Below are 18183 nucleotides of genomic sequence, written 5' to 3'. Positions count from 1 at the left end.
CGCTGTGGCTGGTCGCGCAGTTCCCCGCGCCCCTAGGGGGTTGCCCCTGAGGGAGTCGACTGTGTCGGGCGCTTGAACATTCGCGTCGCCGTGATTTCGCTGTGCACCGCGTCCCCCTCCCCCTCCACGGGCGGCTGCGGCAGGCCCGGGCGGAGGTGTTCCTCCACGCTGATGTACTTCAGGCCCGCGCGGAGGTCGGCGTCGTTGCGGAGGCGGATGACGAGGGGGAACTCGGCGAGGGCAGTCGTGTCGAACAGGCCGGTGGTGTAGAGGAGTTGGACGCCCAGCGCGTCGGACACCGCTCGCTGGAGTTCCAGCAGGTAGGTCGCGTTGGCGCGGCCGATGGGGTTGTCGAGGAACAGTGTGCCGGCGTGCCGGTGCTTGTCCCGGCCCCGGTCGTTGCTGCGCAGGGCGGCCATCGTGCAGTACAGGGCGATGGCCGCGGTGAGCAACTGGCCGCCCGAGAACACGTCGCCCATCTGCCCGACGGGCACGCGCTCGGCGCGCAGGACGGCGTCGGGCTTGAGGATCTCGACGGCGATGCCCTTGGGCTGGAGGGCGGCGCCGACTCCCCTCAGGAGCAGGGACATGCCGTCCCGGCGCAGGTCGGAGTTCTTCTTCACGGCCGCCCGGGTCGCCTCGTCGATGACCTCACCGAGCCGCTCCGTGAGCGTGGCCTGGTCGGGCTCCTCGAACCGGATGCGCAGGAACTCCTGCCCGGACCACTCGCCGAGGCCCTCGGGCAGCCGGGACAGCCGCTGCGCGGACCGCAGGGTGGCCAGCGCCGACTCCACGAGCCCGCGCAGCCGGTCCACGATCGAGTCCCGGTTCCGCTCCAGCTGCGCCAACTCGTCGGTCAGGACCCGGAGTCGGGGCGCGAAGGCGTCCGCCCACTTCTGCGCGTGCTCGGGCAGCGCGGAGGCGGGCAGCTCGCGGATCTGCTGGCGGGCAGGGGTGCGTACGGCCTCGTACCGCGTCGAGTTGGCATGTCGTACGAGGATGTCGCTCGCCTCGCGCACGGCGCCCTCGGCGGCGGACAGGTCGGCGGCGCAGCCGCGCACGGAGCGGCGGGCCTCGGCGGCCGAGTGGCGGGCCTCCTCGGGGCTGCCGGGGTAGGGCTCCTGGGCCTCCTGATCGTCGTCCGAGGTGTGCTCGCGCAGCAGGTCGCGGAGCATGGCGGCGATCTCGTCGAACCCGCCTGCCGCGTCCTCGGCCGCCCGGTGGGCGTCGAGCAGTTCGGCGTGCGCCTCCCTGGCCTGCGTCAACGCCTCGGTACGGGAGGCGAGTTCGCCGGTGGCGGTGCGCAGCAGGGCCTGGGCGTGCTCGGCGTCGCGCGGGACGAGTTCCTCGGCCAGTTCGGTGTGCGCCTCGCCGTCCTCGGGCGCGTGCCGCTCGGCCTCACCGCGCAGCCGTCCGAGCTGCTCGCTGGCGGTGGACACCCGGGTCTCCAGCAGCTGTACCAGCTCCTCCGCTCGCGCGGAGGCGGCCTGACGGGACGGTCCGTCGGATCCGTCGGGCGACTGGAGCATCTGCTCGGCGCGCGTACGCACCTTGTTGCTCAGCCGGTCCAGCTCCGCACGACTGGCGCTCTCCTCGCTCTCGGCCCGCGCCTGTTCCGCACGCAGGTCGGCCCCGACGCCGACCTTCTCGTAGAGCTGGGAGGCGGCCCGATAGGCCTCGCGGAGGGCCGGTAGCGACGATTTGGCGGCGTCCTCGTCGGCTTCCGGTACGTCGTCGGGGGCGCCCGCGATCTCCGCGCGCTCGGCGCGCAGGGCGCGGGCCGTACGGCGCGCGTCGTCGGCGGCGCGCTGGGCGGCGCGCCGGTCCTCGTCGGCGGACCGGGCACGCTCCAGGCAGACCTGCGCGCGGGCCTCCGACTCGACGGCCTCGTCGGCCAGTTCACGTACCTTGACCTGCCAGCCGGCGCGTTCGCGCAGCCGGTAGGCCAGTCCGGCGAGCGCGTCGGCGGCGCGGCGGGCCCGCTGAGCGGCCTCCTGCCGCTCGTCCCGCACCCGGGACGCCTCGCCCGCCACCTCGTCGGCCTCGGCCCGCACGGTCCGCGCCTCGGCCAGCTCGGCCTCGGCCTCCTCGGCGAAGGCCCGCGCGTCGCGAGCGGCCTGGCCCAGCTCGACGAGCCGCCCGGCCGGACAGCCCGCACGCCAGGAGGTGAGCCGTGCGGCCAGCTCTCGGTCCTTCCCGAGCCGCGCCGCGAGCGTGCGGATCTCCTCCTCCCGCTCCCCCGCCCGGGCCCGCAGCGCCTGCCGCTCCTCGTCAGCGGCGTGCTCGTCGTGCATGGCGGGGTTCGGCGGTACGAGGAACACGTCGCCGTCGCCCGGTCCGGGGGCCGGGGTCGGGGCGAGGAGGGCGGCTGCCGTACCGACCGCGACGGCCGACCGGGGCAGCAGGGCCGCGTCGGTGAGGGCCTCGCGGGCACGCGCGTGCGTGCCGGGGTCGGTGATGACGACGCCGTCGACCAGCTCCGGTCGGGCGGCGAGCACGCGCGCGTGGTCGGCGGGGTCGACGGCCTGGGCGAGATAGCGCCAGCCGGGCAGCGCGGGGATGCCGTGCTCGCCGAGGAACTCGACCGTGGCCAGTACGTCGGGGCCGGGCGGCAGCAGTCCACCGTCGCCGAGTGCGCCGAGGATGCGGGCGTCGTCGGCCGCGGCGGTCCGCAGCTCGAAGAGCTGCCGCTCGGCGGAGGTGACACCGTCGTCGAGCAGCTCGCGGAGTTCGTCGGCGAAGCGGTCCAGTTCCTCGGGGGTCAGGGGACCTTCGTCGAAGGCCCGGGATGCGCCCTTCCCGCCCTCCCCAGCCACTTCCGCACCGCCACCGCGGCCTTCGCTCGCACCGTGCTGGTGCGGCAGCGCGGCCCGCTGCCGTGCCCCGCCGACGGACGGCAGGCTCAGCAGCTCGGCGAGCCGTTCCTCGGCCGCCAGGGCCTCGGCGGTGCGCTGCTCGGCGTCGTACGCGCGCTCGGCAGCCGTGGCGGCGTCCGCCGCGCGGGCGGCCGTCAGCTCCGCGCGGGACTCGGCGGACGCCGCCTCACGCGCGTGCTCGGAGGCCCGCCTGGAGGCCTCGCGGGTGGTGTCCCAGGCCTCGACGGCCGTCTTCTCGGCGTCGCTGGCGGCGAGCGCGGCCCGCGCGGGATCCGCGTCGGGAGCGCTGTCGTCGAGCCAGCCCGCGCGGACCGCCTCGGCGGTCTCCTGTTCGACCTCGCTGAGCCGCTGCCTCAGATGCCCGACCTCGCTGCGGGCGCGCTGTGCCTCGGTGGCGGCGCCGGTCGAGTCCCGGTGCGCGGCCTCGCCGGCCTCCTGGAGGACGGCGGACCGCTCCTCCTCCTCGTTGGCGAGCGCCTCCGCGCCTTCCGCCGCCGAGTGCAGCGCCCGTACGAGATCGACGGCGGCCTTGGCGCGGGCGGCGAGCGCCGGGGCCGCGTCCCGCTCGGCCTCGCGGATCGCGACGGCCACGCGCGCGGAGCGGTCGGCGGCGGCGCGGTGACGCAGAACGACCTCGGCGGCCTGCCAGGCGGAGTGCATGGTGCGCGCGTCGGCGAGTTCACGCTTCTGCGCGGCGGCCGTCTTCTCCGCGGCCGCGAGTGCCAGCGAGGCGTGCCGGAAGGCGAGTTCGGCGGCGATCAGCGCACTGCGTTCCCGCCCGCCCTCGGAGTGGGTGACGGCGTACGCGGCGGCGGTAACCCGCTGGGCGAGATCGCCGGCCCGGACGCGCTCCTGGACGCCCCGCGCGGACAGTCGCCGGGCGAGGGTGCGCGTACGCCGTTCGGCGCCCGCGTGGATGTCCCGCGCGCGGGACCGCGCTTCCGCTGCCTCGACGATCCGTCCGAGCAGGTCGACGGACCCGGCGGTGAAGTCGCGTTCGGCGATCAGTTCGGACCGTCGCCCCAGCTTGTTGCCGAAGCCGCCGACCAGGTCGGCGAGCCCGTCGGTGTCCCGGGTGTCGGTGACCGCGCGCAGCAGCAGGTCGGTGAAGTCGGAGTCCTTCTTGACCGCGAAGAGGCCGGCGGCCTCGCCCTCGTCGGCGTTCATCTCCCGCTGGTAGCGGAAGAGTTCGGGGTCGAGCCCCAGCTCCCCGAGGTGTTCGATCCAGCGGTCGTGGATCTCTTCCCAGTGCACTTCGAGGTGCGGGTACGCCTTGCCCGCCTCGGTGATCGCGTCCCGGAAGCCCTTCATCGTCCGGCGCCGCCCCTGGGCCCCGGAGGCGCCCTCCACCGGCGGCCGTACGGCGGTGGACTCGGCGACGGGAAGGTTGTCGAGGCTCAGCCCGGGGCCGGGCCGGAAGGAGTACCAGGCCTCGGCGAACTTCCGCGGATCGTTGGAGACCTGCCGTCCCCGCCACTCGCTCGCCTTGCCGACCACCACCAGCTCACCGGTGAGCGTGTGCTGCCACTCCAGGGCCACGTGGCCGCAGTCGTCGGCGAGCAGGAACTTCCGCAGCACACCGGAGCTGGCCCCACCGAGCGTGTTGCGGTGCCCCGGCAGCATCACGGAGAAGATCAGCTTGAGGAGTACGGACTTCCCGCCGCCGTTCTCCAGGAAGAGCACACCCGCGGGCGCGGGCCGGCGCGGCGGTCCGACGGGCTCGTCCTCGAAGAACTCCGCCTGGGTGGGCGCGGGGTCGGGCACCGGCTCGCCGACACCCCGCAGGTCAAGCACGGTGTCGGCGTAGCGCGCACCGGCAGGACCGATGGAGTAGAGGCGGACCCGGGACAGCTCGTACATGGCGGACTCTCGTAGTCGTAAGGGAGTAGTCGGGTTGTGGGATCAAACAGGCAGGGAGTCGGAGCGGCAGGTCAGGACGAGTGGTGGAAGGGCAGTCCGGCGTCGGCCACCAGCTCCAGGTCGTCGGTCTCCTCGGCGGGCAGCAGCGTCGGCGTCCCGTCGGTGACCGGCACGACACCCAGCTCCAGCAGTTCGGCCATGGCGGCGTTGCCGGCCATGTCCCGCACCTGGAGCTGGTAACGAGCCGTCGTCCGATACGTACCGCCGTTGTCGTCACCCGTCCGCTGGAGGAAGCCGGAGTCGGTGAGGAACGCGACGGCCTTGCCGACGATGCCGGTGGTCGAACTGGCCGGTCTGCGCGCGTCCTTGGTGGCCCCCGTCGCACTCCGCCTCATCCAGATCCGCCAAGCGGCCTCCAGCCCCGGGGCGTCACTGGCCGGGTCGGTGTTCTCCCCCTGCGCCTCGGCCCGCTCCTCCAGCCGCCGACATGCCTGCCGTACGAAGGCCTCGACGCCGTTGACGGTGACGCGCCCGATGTAGCCGTCGTCGGCGAGATCCTCGGGCCGTGGAAACGCCATGGCGGCGACGGCGAGATGGGCGAGCCCGTGCAGAAACCGGTCCGACCCGTCGGCGGACGTACGACGGGCGTAGTCGCCCATCCGCACGGCGAAAACGGAGTCCTCGGCAGCGGTCACGGCCATCCCCGCGCGCGGGGACACCTCCAGCACGACCAGCCCGAGCCCGGCGGCAACAGCGTCGGCGAGCCGGGCAAAGGCCGACTCCTCCCGATACCGCCGCAACAACTCGGCGTACTCCTGATCCCGAGCAGCCTGCAACTTGGGCTGAAGCCCGAAGGCAACCAGCCGAGCGGCGTCGGCGGCATCGCCAGGAGTAATGACGGCGGCAACAGCAGCCGACGCGGCAACAGCCTCCGGCTCACTCCACTCGACCTGCTCGTTCACAGCTGAAACTCCTTGATCTTGTAAGCAGGCGGGCAGGTGACTTGGTCAGGGGCGCGGGGAACTGCGCGACAAGCCACAACGGACCCGCAGCCAACCGACAACCTCAGCCACATCACGCCGCCTCCGACCTCCCCGCCGCCATCCCCACCGCATCCAGCAACGCCATCCCCACAATCAGATCGGCGCCCCCGAACTCCGGATCGTCCAACTCCGTCCCGTCATCGACAGCGAACAACAACTTCTCCTCACCCTGCCGATAAGCCGTCCCCACCGGCGGACTGGCCGCATGAACGGCCAACAACGCCACCAGATAGGGAAGCTCCGCATCCCGGAGCCGCGCCTCCGCCAACAACCCCGACAACCGCCGAGGAGCATCCGCGGGCAGATCCAGCAACTCCATCGCCGACGCCAACTGCTCCTCACTGAACCGACTGTCGTCAGGCGTGGCGATCAGATCCGGCTCCGGCATCTCCGCCCCGAGATGCTCCCGTTCCAGCGGAGGCGTCAGCAGTATGTCGACGAGGTCGCCGACCCGGACCGACACCGGCGTACGAAGCCCCGTCCCGCGCGCGAAGAACGCGTCCGTGACCCGCACCGCCTGCTCAAGGGGCAACGGCAGCACCGGGGAAACCAGATGGCCGTACAGATCGATCCCCGACGACGTCATCGGCGTGGCGAAGGCCTGCCGATCCTGCTCCGCGCGGAACAGCGGCCCCGCTTCCAGCAGTCGGGACTGGAGCTGCGTGTGCCGGCGGATGCAGTCCTTGACGATGTCGACGAGTTCGGCGGCGCGCCGCTTCTGCTCCGGGTCCTCGGACTCGTCACGGGCTTTGCGGATGTTGGTCAGGATCGCGTTCTCGTGGCGATACCGGTCGGCGACATGGTCGAGCGCCTCGGCGATCATGTCGGGGACGGTCTGGAGCCAGTCCACCGCGCGTACGTTGCGCCGGGTCGCGTCCAGTGCCCTGCGCAGGACCTCCGAGTACTGCACGGTCCGGTAGCGGGCCTGCTCCGCGGCGAGCTGGGCGTCGGCCAGCCGGCCCCGGCTGATGAGCACCTCCAGCTTGACCTCGGCGGCGATCTGGGCGCTGGTGACGTCCGTGTCGAGGGCGCCGACGAGTACGTTGACCGCCTCATCCGTCGTACGGAGATAGACGCTTCCGCCGTATCCCGGGACCTCTTCGATCAGCTTGAAGTCGTAGTCGCGGCGTACATAGGTGCCGTCCGGCGAGAACGTGCCGTATACGGCCCGGAAGCCGCGGTCGACGCTGCCGACGTTGATCAGGTTCTCCAGGACCCAGCGGGCGACGCGCTCGTGCTCGGTGACGGGCCGCTGCGGGGCCTGGGCGGCGATGCGCGGGATGAGCCGGGCGACGATCTGGTCGTGGTCGGCGCCGGTGTCGAAGTCCATGTTCAGGGTGACCAGGTCGATGGCCGCGAGGGCCACCTCCGCCATGCCGTACACCGAGTACTCGCCCGCGAGATTCGCCTTGCGTGCGTCCAGGTCGTGGAGCGGGGCGGTGCAGGCGAGCGCGCGCAGGCGCCGCGCCAGTCCCTCGTCGGCGGCCGGGCCCGGAGCGGGGCGCGGCCCCGCGCTGAGCTGGGGCGGAACACTGTCCGTCGATGCAGGCGAAGTCACGCTGCACAGACTAGGTCCTCGGTCTGACAACGGCCCAAACGACTCAGAAGCGACCCGCCGTCCCACGCCATGGCGCCCCGGCGTCACCTCGCCACGAGCAGCCCGGACGCACCCTGCCCCGCACCACGCGCCACCTACCCGTCCTCGCCCACCCGCCGCCGGTACACCTCGACAACCCGTTCGAGCGAGTCGTCGAGATAGACCGAAAGCAGCCCCTCGGCCCGCTCCCGGTCGCCCTCCTGGAGTGCCCGCAGTATCTGTTCGTTGCGCGCGAGATAGGGCTCGTGCAGGCGTCGCGGGTCGTCCACGACATGGAAGGCCAGGCGGAGTTCCGCGAAGACGCTGCGCATCAGTTCGTCGGTGCGGGCGCTGCCGGCCAGCGCGACGAGTTCGCGGTGGAAGTGGATGTTGGCCGTACCCAACCCTTTCCAGTCACCCTCGCGCGCCGCCCGCTGCCCCTCCTCGACGGCCGCGGCGAGGTTCTCCAGGGCGTACGGCGGCTCACCGAGGCCGCGGACGACGGCGCACTCGACGAGGGCGCGGGTGCGGTAGATGTCCTCGACGTCCTCGACCGTGAGGACCCGCACGAAGACCCCTCGGTTCAGCTCATGGATCAGCAGGCGTTCGTGCGTGAGCAGCCGGAACGCCTCGCGCAGCGTGTTGCGGGAGACGCCGAGCGCGCCTCCGATGCTGTCCTCGGAGAGCCGGGTCCCGGGCGGGAAGTACCCGTCGGCGATCCGGCTCCTGAGGATGTCCGAGACCCGCTCGGCGGTGCTGGTGCGCCCGAGGAGCGCGCGGTCGTCGGCCAGTCCCGTCAACTGCTCTGCCATGCCTGGAATTCAATCGTAGATACAAGAACGAAACAACATGGGTATTGAGGGATCGTTCAACGATCCTCTACCTTGCTGGACAGGCACCGCCGGATCCACGCGGTGCCGACCGCTCCCGCACTGCTCATTCCTGAAGCACCCTCCGTCCCTCAACTGCGAGGTGCCCATGAGCACGACCCCTCCACCGCAGGCCCTGACCACCGAGTCCCTCCCCGGAGCGGCTGAACCCGCCGTCGACGAAGGCGCGTTCGCCTGGCTGCGGGCGCTGGGTCCGCGCGGTCGCCGCGCCTTCGGCGGTGCGTTCGGCGGCTATGCCCTGGACTCGTACGACTACTTCACGCTGCCGCTGAGCATGGTGGCGCTGTCCGCGTACTTCGGTCTGAACAGCGGTCAGACCGGGCTGTTCACCACCGTCACCCTGGTCGTCTCCGCGATCGGCGGCGCCGGCGCGGGTGTGCTCGCGGACCGGATCGGCCGGGTCAAGGCACTGATGATCACGGTGATCACGTACGCGGTCTTCACCGTGGCCTGCGGCTTCGCGCCCAACTACGAGACGCTGCTGGTGTTCCGCGCCCTCCAGGGCCTCGGTTTCGGCGGTGAGTGGGCCGTCGGCGCGATCCTGGTGGCCGAGTACGCGAGCCCGAAGCACCGCGGCCGTACGCTCGGCGCGATCCAGAGTTCCTGGGCCGTGGGCTGGGGCCTGGCCGTGGTCGTCTACACCACGGTCTTCACGTTCCTCGACGACGACCTGGCCTGGCGCGTGATGTTCTGGACCGGCGCACTGCCCGCGCTGCTCGTCGTCTGGGTGCGCCGCTCGGTGCAGGACGCGCCCCGCGCGGTCGCCGAGCGCGAGAAGAACCCCAACAAGGGCTCGTTCAAGGAGATATTCAGGCCCGGCACGGCCGAGGTACCCGGACTGCTGCGGATCACGATCTTCGCGGGGCTGCTGTCCACCGGTGTCCAGGGCGGCTACTACACCCTCGCGACCTGGGTGCCCACCTACCTCAAGACGGAACGCGGACTGTCGGTCGTCGGCACCGGTTCCTACCTCACGTTCCTGATCTCCGGGGCCTTCATCGGCTATCTGACCGGCGGTTACCTCACCGACCGGATCGGCCGCAGGCGCAACATCTGGCTCTTCGCGGTCCTCTCGGCGCTGTGCATCCTCGCCTACGCGAACATCCCGAACGGCGCCAACACCCTTCTCCTGGTGCTCGGTTTCCCGCTCGGGTTCTGTATGTCGGCGATCTTCAGCGGCTTCGGCTCCTATCTGAGCGAGCTGTACCCGACGGCCGTACGCGGCACGGGACAGGGCTTCACCTACAACACCGGCCGGGCCGTCGGCGCCGTCTTCCCCACCACGGTCGGCTTCCTGGCCGACAGCTGGGGTGTGGGCGGCGCACTGGTCTTCGGCGCGATCGGGTACGGCATCGCCGCCCTGGCACTGCTCGGGCTGCCGGAGACCCAAGGGAAGGAACTCCAGTGAACCGTACGGAAGACCGCCCCCTGACCCTCGTCGACGAGCACGCGCACGCGTGGAGCCCGGAAACCGCGCGAGCCCGCTTCCGCGCGGGCCTCACGGGACCGACCGCGGGCGTCGCGGCCGGCCACACCCAGGCCAACCTGATATCGGTGCCCGCGGACTGGGCGTACGACATGCTGCTGTTCTGCCAGCGCAACCAGAAGCCCTGCCCGGTCCTGGACGTCACGGACGCCGGTTCCTGCACCACCGTCCTCGCCGAGGGCGCGGACCTGCGCACCGATCTGCCGCGCTACCGGGTCTGGCGGGACGGCGAACTGGTGGACGAGCCCACGGACGTGCTCGCCCATTGGCGCGACGACCTGGTGACGTTCCTCATCGGGTGCAGCTTCACCTTCGAGTGGGCGCTCGCGGAGGCGGGCGTCCCGATCCGGCACATCGAGCAGGGCCGCAACGTCCCGATGTACGTCACCGGCCGCCAGTGCCGCCCCGCCGGGCGGCTGCACGGCCCCATGGTCGTGTCCATGCGTCCGGTGCCGCCGGAGCATCTGGCGGCGGCGATCCGGGAGAGCAGTCTGCTCCCGGCGGTGCACGGCAGCCCCGTACACTGCGGCGACCCGTCGGGGCTCGGCATCGACGACCTCGGCCGTCCGGACTTCGGCGATCCGGTGGATCTCGCGCCGGACGACATCCCGGTGTTCTGGGCCTGCGGAGTGACCCCGCAGGCCGCGGTGATGGCCTCCCGACCGCCCTTCGCCATCACCCACGCGCCGGGCCAGATGTTCCTCACCGACACCCGCGACGAGCAGTACCGCGTCGCCTGACCGGAGCGTGACAGGAGTCCCTGATGATCGACCTCAACGCCGACCTCGGCGAGGGCTTCGGCCGCTGGCGGCTGACCGACGACGAACAGCTGCTGTCCGTCGTCACCAGCGCCAACGTGGCCTGCGGCTTCCACGCGGGGGACGCGGTCACCATGCGCCGAGTGTGCGAGCTGGCGGCCGAGCGGGGCGTACGGATCGGCGCCCAGGTCTCCTACCGCGACCTCGCGGGGTTCGGGCGGCGCGCGATGGACGTGCCGCCCGACGAGCTGACGGCCGAGGTGGCCTATCAGATCGGCGCGCTGGAGGTCTTCGCGCGAGCGGCGGGCACGCGCGTGTCGTACGTCAAGCCGCACGGCGCGCTCTACAACCGCGTCGTGCACGACAAGGAGCAGGCTGAGGCGGTGGTCGAAGGCGTGCTGCTGGCCGACGACAGCCTGCCGGTGCTCGGTCTGCCCGGCTCGCGCCTGCTGGAGCTGGCCGGGGCGGCGGGCCTCCCGGCCGTCCCTGAGGCGTTCGCGGACCGCGCGTACACCGACGAGGGCACGCTCGTGCCGCGCGGCCAGGACGGGGCGCTGGTGACCGACCCGGAGGCGGTGGTGACCCGCTCCGTCACCCTCGCCCGGACCGGGGTGATCGCGTCGCGCTCAGGCACGCCCCTCGCGGTCCATGCCCGCTCCCTGTGCGTGCACGGCGACACACCGGGCGCGGTGGAGCTGGCCCGCCGGGTCCGGGAGCGCCTGGAGTCGGCGGGCGTCCGCGTGGGGGCCTTCACATGAGCGGGACGACCGGGATGCGGGCGCTGCCCGTGGGCGACGACGCGCTGCTGGTCGAGGTCTCCTCCGGCGAGGAGGCCCAGGCCCTGCACGCGGAACTGCTGCGCCGCCGCGCGGAGGGCACCCTGGCCGTACGGGAGATCGTCCCCGCGGCCCGTACGGTCCTCCTCGACGGCCTGCCCGACCCCACCCGCCTGGCCGCCGAACTGACCGCCTCCGAGGTACCTCCCGCGCTCCCCCGCACCCAGGAGGTCGTAGAACTCCCGGTCCGCTACGACGGTCCGGACCTGGCCGATGTCGCCGCCCTGTGGGACGTGTCCGAGGAGGCGGTGGCGGGCATCCACGCGGACACCGAGTTCCGGGTGGCGTTCTGCGGTTTCGCGCCAGGCTTCGGCTACCTCACCGGCCTCCCTTCCCGCTACGACGTACCGCGCCGGGCGACCCCACGGACGTCCGTCCCGGCAGGTGCGGTGGCGCTGGCGGGCCCGTACACGGGTGTGTACCCGCGTTCGTCGCCGGGCGGCTGGCAGCTGATCGGTACGACGGACGCGGTCCTGTGGGACCACGCGCGCGTGCCGGCCGCGCTGCTGTCGCCGGGCACCCGGGTCCGTTTCGTCCCGGTGGCACACCGATGACCGATCGTGCGCTGGCCGTCGTACGGGCGGGGGCGCTGACCACGGTGCAGGATCTGGGGCGTCCCGGGTACGCCCATCTCGGGGTGCCCCGCTCCGGCGCCCTGGACGCGCCCGCGGCGGCGCTCGTCAACCGGCTGGTCGGCAACCCGCCCGAGGCGGCGGTCCTGGAGACCACCCTCAACGGCTGCGCCCTGCGCCCCCGTTGCCCGGTCACCGTCGCGGTCGGCGGCGCCCCCTGCCCGGTCACGGTGGACGGCCGCCCGGTGGCCTGGGGCGCTCCGGTACGGGTGCCCGCCGGTGCGCTGCTGGACATCGGAGCGGCCCTCTCCGGGGTACGGACCTACGTGGCCGTCTCCGGCGGAGTCGCCGTCGAGCCGGTACTCGGCAGCCGCTCCACCGACCTGCTCTCCGGTCTGGGCCCGCCGCCCCTCACGGACGGCGCGGTACTGCCCCTGGGGAACGTGATCGGCGCCCACGCGCGCGTGGACATCGTTCCGCAACCTGCACCCCCAGCCGAACTAATACTCAGGGTGACAGTCGGCCCCCGCGACGACTGGTTCACGCCGACGGCACTCCGAACGTTCACCACGTCCACCTACCAGGTGTCCTCCGCGAGCAACCGCATCGGCCTGCGCACGGAGGGCCCCTCCCTGGAGAGGGCCTTCTCCGGCGAACTCCCCAGCGAGGGCATGGTCCTGGGCGCGGTCCAGGTACCCCCGGACGGCAGCCCGGTGGTCTTCCTGGCCGACCATCCGACCACCGGGGGCTATCCGGTGATCGCGGTCGTCCGCACCACCGACCTGCCCGCCGCGGCCCAGGCGGCGCCTGGCACCCCGGTCAGGTTCGTGCCGGTACGCCGCCGCTGACCGCGCGGGACCGGTCCGGCGGACCAAGCCGGAGGTGCGGACCGTGGGCGGCCCGCCGACGGCGTGGGACGCCCCCAGATCGAGACCAGCACGCGTGCCCCGAGCGCCCCTTCGCCCACGCCGACGAGGCACCGCAATCACCTTCTGCCCCGACACACCACGCAGGCCCTACGCCGCGTCCGGCCCAACCCAGGTACTCCCCGAGCCCCTTCACCCGCACCGACTCGACGCCGCAACCACCCGCCGCCGCGACACACCACACAAGCCCTACGCCACGTCCAGCCCAACCCGGTGCCCCGCGACCGACAGAACAGCCAAAGCCGCCACCACCACGTGGGACATCTCCGATCGAAACGGGCGCTCGTGCCCCGAGCACCCAGGACACGAGCCCCGCGGCGCCCACTCCAACGATCCGCGGCACAGCCCCTACGCCACGTCCGGCCCAGCCCCATGCTCCGCTACCGACAAGGCAGCCAGAGCCGCCGCCACTGCGTGGGACGCCCCCAGGTCGAGGCGGGCACTGGTGCCTCGGGCTCGGTGGCGGACCTCCTGGGCGGCGAGGCGGAGGAGTTGTGGGAGCAGGTCGGTGCAGCGTCGCGCCACCCAGCCCGTGCCCGCGGTGGCCAGCCAGCGCAGGCTGGCCGACCGGGTGGGCGCCGGACGTTCCGGCGCCGCCGACGGGCCTGCCCCGTCCGCGACGCCCGCCCCCGCGAGCAGCGCGTGGAAGCGGACCGCGAGCTGCCGGTGCCCCTGCTCGCCGGGATGCAGCCGGTCCGCGCTCCACATCTCGCGTCCGCTGAGCCACTCGCCCTCGGCAGCGTGCAGATGCACGGCCCCGTAGCGTTCGGAGAGGGCGTGGACGACCGTGTTGACCGCCCGCTGCCGCCGGGCCAGCGGGTTGGCCAGGACGCCGGGCAGTCCCAGCATCGCCCCGGGGTCGGGTAGACACGCCGTGAGCAGGAGCGCGCCCCGCTCGGTGAACGCCGCGTACACCTCGTCGAGGCGGGCGGCCACCGCGTGGATGTCGAAGGTGCGGCGCAGGGTGTCGTTCACCCCGATGACGACGGACACGACGTCCGGCTCCAGTTCGAGGCCGGCCGGTGTCTGCTTTTCCAGCACGTCGCGCGTCTGTGCCCCGCTGACCGCGAGGTTGGTGAACTCGACCGGCGTGTCGCCGAACCCGCCGGCGAGCAGCGCGGCCCAGCCGCGCCACCCGTCGTCCACGGGATCGCCCACCCCCTCGGTCAGGGAGTCGCCGAGCGCCACGAACCGCAGCGGTCTCATCCGACGCCCTCCGGTATCACGGGCCGCACGGGCGCCTCACCTGCGGACGGCACCCTCGCGTCGTGCGCCGCGAGGAACGCCTCGACCGCGGCCGACCAGCCGAAACACTCCGCACGCGCGCGTGCCGTCTCCCGGCGCTCGCGTTCGGGCCGCCCCAGCAGCAGCCGTACGGCGTCCGCGAAGGCCTCGCCGTCGTCGGCGGCGACGGCCCCGGCGGACCCGATCACCTCGGGCAGCGCGGAGGACGCGCTGACGACCACGGGCGTACCGCAGGCCATCGCCTCCAGCGCGGCGAGCCCGAACGTCTCCGCGGGCCCGGGCGCCAGGCACACGTCGGCGGACGCCTGGAGCCCGCCCAGCAGGGCCCGGTCGGCGACGTGCCCGAGGAAGGTGACCGGCAGCCCGCGCTCCCGCGCCCGCTGCTCCAGGCGGGCCCGCAGCGGCCCGTCCCCGGCGACCACGAGCCGCGCCCGCTGTCCGCGCCGCCGCAGCGCCTCCAGGGCGTCCAGCGCCGTTCCGGGCCGCTTCTCGACGGACAGCCGGGAGCACATCACCAGGAGGACCTCGTCCTCGCGCGCGTGGAGCGCCCGCAGTTCCGGGTCCCGCAGCAACGGGTGCCTCAGGACAAGATCGACGCCCAGTGGGGCCCGTACGACATTGCGCGCGCCGATCCGGACGAACTCCCGCTCGGCGAACTCGGTGGTGCACACCACGCGCGCGTAGGTGTGTGCCGTACGGACGTTGAGGGCGTCGGCGGCGCGCCGGGAGAGGTTCTCCGACAGGCCCCAGGTGCGCAGGACGCCGTCGGCGGTCTCGTGGGAGACCATCACCGCGGGGACGCGGGCCCGTCGCGCCCACTTGCCGGTCCACCTCAGGGTGGTCCGGTCGGACACCTCCAGGCGGTCCGGCTCGAGTGATTCGAGCAGGGCGGCGACGCGGCGCTTGTCCGTGAGGACGCGGTAGCCGCCGGTGCCGGGCAGCAACGGGCCGGGCAGGGTGATCACGCGGCCCTGTTCGGTGTCGCGGTCGCTCGCCCGGTCGCCGGGGACAATCAGGACGGGTTCGTGCCCGGCGGCCCGGTAGCCGGTGCCCAGTTCGCGCAGCGCGGTGCGCAGTCCGCCCGAGGCGGGGGCGACGAAGTTCGCCAACCGGACGATGCGCAGCGGTCCGGTCGTACCGCGTGCTGTCTCGCCGTTCACGCCGCCACCACCGTCCGCGCGGTGAGTATGTCGGCGTAGTGCCCGACGAGCTGGTCGCCGACGGCCGCCCAGGTGCGGTCCTCGACCATCGCCCGCGCGGCGGCGCCGTACGCGGCCCGCAGCGCCGGGTCACCGGCCAGGGACCACACCGCGTCCCGTACGGCGGCCACGTCGCGCGGCGGGACCAGCAGACCGGTGCGCCCGTGGGCGACCAGGTCGAGCGGTCCGCCGGCGGCGGGCGCGACGACGGGGACACCGCTCGCCATGGCCTCCTGCACGGTCTGGCAGAAGGTCTCGAACGGGCCGGTGTGCGCGAAGACGTCCAGCGAGGCGAAGATCCGGGCGAGTTCGTCGCCGGTACGGCGGCCCAGGAAGACCGCGCCGGGCAGCTGTTCGCGCAGTCCCGGCTCGCTGGGTCCGTCGCCCACGACGACGACCCGTACGCCGTCGAGGCCGCAGACTCCGGCGAGGAGTTCGACCTGCTTCTCGGGGGCGAGCCGGCCGACGTAGCCGACGATCAGCTCGCCGTTCGGGGCGAGTTCGCGGCGGATCGCCTCGTCGCGCAGTTCGGGGCGGAAGCGCACGGTGTCCACCCCGCGCTGCCACAGCTTGACCCGGGGCACGCCGTGCGACTCCAGGTCGTGCAGGGCCGCGCTGGACGGCGCGAGGGTCAGGTCGGCGGCGGCGTGGACGGAGCGGATACGGCGCCAGGCGGCGGCCTCGCCCGCGTGAACGTATGTGCGAGCATATCCGGCCAGATCGGTCTGATAGACGGCCACGGCGGGGATGCCGAGCCGGGCGGCGGCGGCCATGCCGCGTACGCCGAGGATGAAGGGGCTGGCCAGGTGGACGATGTCCGCGCGGTGCTCGGTGATCGCGGCGGCGACGCGTCGGCTGGGGAGGGCGACGCGGACCTGGGGGTAGCCCGGGAGCGGTAGGGAGGGGACACGGACGACGGGGCACGGCGCCGAGGCGTCGGGCCCGGTCCCGGCGGCGGTGGCCGGGGCGACGACGAGGGGAACGTGACCGCGATCGACGAGGTGCCGGGCGGTCTGGAGCGCGCAGTGGGCCACGCCGTTCACATCGGGGGGAAAGGATTCGGTCACGATGACGACACGCATAGGGGTGTTGTCGCCGTACTGGACGTGCTCGCGTCAACGTCGATCTTTCCGGCCGGGGAACGTCCCGTGAGCGTTGCGCACCGCCCCCTCGCAGGCCGGCGCGCGTCCATACGCTCCTGGTCCCCGGGTCACCCCCCGTTCATACGGTGGGTGAAATCAGGCCCGATACGGCTTCTCACGGCTGTCTGGACCTCGGCCTCCTCGGCCGGGTCGGCGGCGAGTCGGCGCAGCTGATCGACGACCCTGGCGTCACCGGTCTCGGCGTGCCGGGCGGCGACCTCGCGGGTGGTCTCCTCGCAGTCCCACAGGCATTCGACGGCGAAGCCGGCGGCGAAGGAGGGATCGGTGGCGGCGAGGGCCCGGGCGGCCCGGCCACGCAGATGGGACGAGGCGGTCTCGCGGTACACATGGCGCAGGACGGGGGCCGCGCAGACGATGCCGAGCCGTCCCGCGCCGTCCACCAGGGTCCACAAGGTCGGTGCGTCGGGCCCTTCGCCCCGTACGGCCTCCCGGAGGGCGCCGAGGACGAGGTCGCTGTCCCGGGTGCCGCCCAGGCAGGCGAGCATCCGTCCGGCGGCGGCGCCCAGCGGGTCGGGCCGGTGGACCCACCCGCGCGCGCGGTCGACGGCGGCGATACTGCGCATGCGTTCGAAGGAGTCGACGGCGGCCTCCACGACGGCCGTCGTGCCGTCGGCGATCGCGCCCTCGATCAGGTCGAGGGCGTCGGGATCATTGCCGTCGGCGAGATAGCGAAGGGCCGTACAGCGGGCGCCGTCGCCGCCGCTGCGGGCCGCCTCCAGGATCTGGGGCCGGTCCTCTGGGCCCGCCACAGCCGTGAGGCAGCGCGCGGCCGGCACATGGAGCACGGCGCCGCGGTCGATGCCCTGCTGGGCCCATTCGAAGACGGCCTGCACGCTCCAGCCCGGTCGGGGTCCTGACGGTCGCATCTGGCGTTGCCAGCGGTCGAAGCAGCCGGTCTCCTGAGCGGCACGCACGCGCGTGGAGACCGATTCGCGCGGATCGTCGGCCCACAGCCGCCAGGGCCGTGGCTCAAATGCGTCGCGCACGGCGGCGGCGAGTTCGGCCTCACCCTCCGCGTCGGTGCCGAAGCGGGCCAGCACGGGGGCGGCGAGGGCACGCAGCCCTGCGTCGTCGTCCCTGAGCGCCAGTTCGTCCAGCGCCCAGGCCCAGCTGGTGCCGGTGGCGGCGTACCTGCGCAGCAGTTCGAGCGCGTCGCGCCTGCCGTACGAGGCGAGGTGCCCGAGGACCGCGAGGGCGAGCCCGGTGCGTGACTCGTCGGTGTCGAGGATGTCCTCGGCGTCGAAGAGATGGGCCTCGATCTCGTCCATCTCGCCATGGAGGTCGACATAGAGACGGGCGTAGTAAAGGGAGCGGTTCTCCACCTGCCAGTCGTGGCGGGGGTCGCGGAGCACGCACTGATTCAGCGCCGCAAGCGCCTCGGCGCGCGGTGCGGTGAGCGCGTGCAGCGTGCCGTCGCCGCGGCCCCTCTGGAGCAGGCCGAGCAGCGTACCGCTGGGCGCTATGACCGGATCGAACATGGGAAACAGCCTCACATCAAGCGTCGACGCAACCGGGATCTTGCTTTACCTGGCCACGTGACAACACGTCGGAGCGTCCGCCGTTTCCTGCTTGCTGTAGACCATCTTCCTCTGCCTCTCGTAGGTGGGCCCATGCGGACCGCCTCACGGCCCGCGCGGTGCGGCAACACCTGCCCAGCCATCGCGTCCGTGAATCACGACGTCATGATGACCCGGCTGTTCAAGCTGCCGCGACCGTATTTCCGGCGGCCCCGTTCCGCCTCCCCCGTTTTCCG

Annotated in this window: 13 protein-coding genes; 5 read left to right on the top strand and 8 right to left on the bottom strand. The window is 73.0% G+C overall.

Annotated features, from left to right (window positions below):
• Positions 1 to 32 precede the first annotated feature (32 nt).
• The 4 genes from OG787_RS41465 to OG787_RS41450 all read right to left on the bottom strand — a co-directional run bounded on the left by OG787_RS41465 (position 33) and on the right by OG787_RS41450 (position 8167).
• Entirely contained in the window at positions 33 to 4736 is a 4704-nt protein-coding gene (locus tag OG787_RS41465; RefSeq protein ID WP_405538734.1) for a hypothetical protein, read from the bottom strand.
• Between the two features lie 71 nt (positions 4737 to 4807).
• Complete coding sequence (locus OG787_RS41460) at positions 4808 to 5698, bottom strand: hypothetical protein (RefSeq protein ID WP_369032101.1); 891 nt, start codon at positions 5696 to 5698, stop codon at positions 4808 to 4810.
• Between the two features lie 112 nt (positions 5699 to 5810).
• Complete coding sequence (locus tag OG787_RS41455; protein ID WP_369032100.1) at positions 5811 to 7337, bottom strand: hypothetical protein; 1527 nt, start codon at positions 7335 to 7337, stop codon at positions 5811 to 5813.
• Between the two features lie 134 nt (positions 7338 to 7471).
• Complete coding sequence (locus OG787_RS41450; RefSeq protein WP_405538733.1) at positions 7472 to 8167, bottom strand: GntR family transcriptional regulator; 696 nt, start codon at positions 8165 to 8167, stop codon at positions 7472 to 7474.
• Between the two features lie 166 nt (positions 8168 to 8333).
• Here OG787_RS41450 and OG787_RS41445 point away from each other — a divergent pair, with 166 nt between their 5' ends.
• From OG787_RS41445 to OG787_RS41425, 5 genes are read left to right on the top strand one after another with little or no spacing between them, the layout of a single operon-like run.
• Complete coding sequence (locus OG787_RS41445; RefSeq protein WP_405538732.1) at positions 8334 to 9653, top strand: MFS transporter; 1320 nt, start codon at positions 8334 to 8336, stop codon at positions 9651 to 9653.
• Positions 9650 to 10471 carry a putative hydro-lyase gene (locus OG787_RS41440; RefSeq protein ID WP_405538731.1) on the top strand — a complete coding sequence of 274 codons (822 nt, stop codon included), beginning with the start codon at positions 9650 to 9652 and terminating at the stop codon, positions 10469 to 10471. Before OG787_RS41445 ends, OG787_RS41440 begins: the two co-directional genes overlap by 4 nt.
• A 23-nt stretch (positions 10472 to 10494) precedes the next feature.
• Entirely contained in the window at positions 10495 to 11247 is a 753-nt protein-coding gene (locus OG787_RS41435; protein WP_369032097.1) for a LamB/YcsF family protein, read from the top strand.
• Positions 11248 to 11261: 14 nt separating this feature from the next.
• The gene (locus OG787_RS41430; protein ID WP_369032135.1) at positions 11262 to 11879 is read left to right on the top strand and encodes an allophanate hydrolase subunit 1; all 618 of its coding nucleotides are present in this window, start codon (positions 11262 to 11264) and stop codon (positions 11877 to 11879) included.
• The gene (locus tag OG787_RS41425) at positions 11876 to 12745 is read left to right on the top strand and encodes a biotin-dependent carboxyltransferase family protein (RefSeq protein ID WP_369032096.1); all 870 of its coding nucleotides are present in this window, start codon (positions 11876 to 11878) and stop codon (positions 12743 to 12745) included. The genes OG787_RS41430 and OG787_RS41425 overlap by 4 nt, the downstream gene beginning before the upstream one ends.
• Positions 12746 to 13171: 426 nt before the next feature.
• On the opposite strand, the gene OG787_RS41420 is transcribed toward OG787_RS41425, so the two are convergent.
• The 4 genes from OG787_RS41420 to OG787_RS41405 all read right to left on the bottom strand — a co-directional run bounded on the left by OG787_RS41420 (position 13172) and on the right by OG787_RS41405 (position 17908).
• Complete coding sequence (locus tag OG787_RS41420; protein WP_405538729.1) at positions 13172 to 14029, bottom strand: SGNH/GDSL hydrolase family protein; 858 nt, start codon at positions 14027 to 14029, stop codon at positions 13172 to 13174.
• Positions 14026 to 15228 (bottom strand): glycosyltransferase, encoded by a 1203-nt coding sequence (locus tag OG787_RS41415; RefSeq protein WP_405538728.1) that lies wholly within the window; start codon positions 15226 to 15228, stop codon positions 14026 to 14028. Before OG787_RS41415 ends, OG787_RS41420 begins: the two co-directional genes overlap by 4 nt.
• Complete coding sequence (locus OG787_RS41410; RefSeq protein ID WP_369032093.1) at positions 15225 to 16349, bottom strand: glycosyltransferase family 4 protein; 1125 nt, start codon at positions 16347 to 16349, stop codon at positions 15225 to 15227. The genes OG787_RS41415 and OG787_RS41410 overlap by 4 nt, the downstream gene beginning before the upstream one ends.
• Before the next feature lie 128 nt (positions 16350 to 16477).
• Positions 16478 to 17908: a HEAT repeat domain-containing protein gene (locus OG787_RS41405; protein ID WP_405538726.1), complete on the bottom strand. Its 1431-nt coding sequence runs from the start codon at positions 17906 to 17908 to the stop codon at positions 16478 to 16480.
• Positions 17909 to 18183 lie beyond the last annotated feature (275 nt).

This window comes from Streptomyces sp. NBC_00075 (assembly GCF_045041225.1).
Taxonomy (GTDB): Bacteria; Actinomycetota; Actinomycetes; order Streptomycetales; family Streptomycetaceae; genus Streptomyces; species Streptomyces adonidis.
This window is presented reverse-complemented; position numbering and strand designations above follow the sequence as displayed.